Here is a 1,569-nt window from a genome sequence, read left to right on the forward strand (position 1 = left end):
ATTTTCCAATTTTTAGAGTGAAAAAGTGCTATTTTGGGGCAGACTACTCCCCTGAATTAGAATACGTTTTTTAAGATGGAGCAAGAGAAATTGACTTCATTATTCTATTTGTAGATTTTGAATGTTACTGAGTACCTGCCAAAAGAATTTCTGGTACACAAAACTAGAGGCCATCTTAAAATAAAGAGATCGCCCTGATTTGACTAATTTACTTGCGACTTTAATAATCCGCGAGCGAATCGTCTCAATTTGCATATTCCTTTGCGCATTTGGAAAGGTGAGCGTTCTCATCCAATTGGTCAAGTTATAAGCAAGAAGACTTACCATCATTTTTGCTTCATTTACTTGGAAAGAGTGGCTATTCATTTGATCTAATTTGAAGCCATTCTTGGCTTCTTTAATATAGTTTTCCATCGTTCCTCTTTTTTGATAACTAAGGACAATGGCTTTTGGAGAAAAAGCTTCTTTCAAATTCGTCACAAAAAAGGAATGCGTAAAGAAAAGTTCACCAGCCGGGCGAACCGAATAAATGATTACTTTTCTTGGTTGATCCCATGATTTTGCTTGATAAATGGTTTCTTCATAATAGACTTCTGTTTTAGTAATATCTGAAGGAGAAGTGGAAGGGTGATATTCTTCCGCAAGTTGTTGGAGAATTGCGTTTGATTTTAAGCGGATAATATAATAAACCGATTCTTTTTCACATAATTCATATAAACCAGGGACGGCAAAACCACTATCTCCCCGTACAAATAAGGTGGTTGAAGGGAATTTTGCATTGTAATGTTCAATCATTGGTTGGATAAACTCTACAACCCCATTGGAAGTATACACATTTCCAGGGCGTAATTGAGCCTTTAGAAAGTCTCCTGTCACCCCATCAAAAGCTACGAGTGGATGGAAGCCAACTGTTCCATAATGCGAGTTATATGCCGCAGATTCTTGGTGACCATAGGTATCTGAATGCGTCGAATCTAAGTCACAGATAAGTGCTTCTGATCCTCTAAAAGTATGGACCTTATCGAGCAATTCTTGATTGGCTTGAAGACATTGTTCAATCGATTGGGCATCGAAACGTTTATAAAATCGAGATAAACTAGGTTGAGAGGCTAAATGATTCGTGCCAATTACTCGTGTAAATACCGGATCATTTATCAATTGATCCGCAGCATCATCTTGTTCATATCCGGCGATGGTTTGGTAAATTTTTTGACGAAGTAAATTGATATTGGAATGAATAAAGAACAGTCTTTCATCTTTTAAATGGAGATGTTTCGCAAGGGTCTTGGAGAAATTAATTTTCTCATCAAATTCTCTAAAGACAAATTCACCTGTATCCGAAGAAAGAGCGCCTCCATCATTTGATAGTTTAATTTGATGATTGAAATTTAATGTCATTTGAGGTAAAGTAGCCATTATAAGAATCCTTTCTTTTGGTTATTTCGTCGTTGTTTTAACCTTAACAGAAACGGATTCTTTTTTCATTTATTTCATGCATAAATAATAAGCTCCTAACGCTGATAAATCAGCGTTAGGAGCTTATTTATAAAATTCTATGAATAATTCAGG

1 protein-coding gene is annotated in these 1,569 nt (G+C 35.8%); it reads right to left on the reverse strand.

Going from position 1 to position 1,569, the window contains the following annotated elements; translation table 11 throughout:
• Nucleotides 1-99: 99 nt before the first annotated feature.
• Complete coding sequence (locus tag D1606_RS18415; protein WP_119417443.1) at nucleotides 100-1,416, reverse strand: IS1380 family transposase; 1,317 nt, start codon at nucleotides 1,414-1,416, stop codon at nucleotides 100-102.
• Between the last annotated feature and the right edge of the window lie 153 nt (nucleotides 1,417-1,569).

Origin of the sequence: Rummeliibacillus sp. POC4 (genome assembly GCF_003576525.1) — a bacterium.
In the GTDB taxonomy this organism is placed as follows: Bacteria; Bacillota; Bacilli; order Bacillales_A; family Planococcaceae; genus Rummeliibacillus.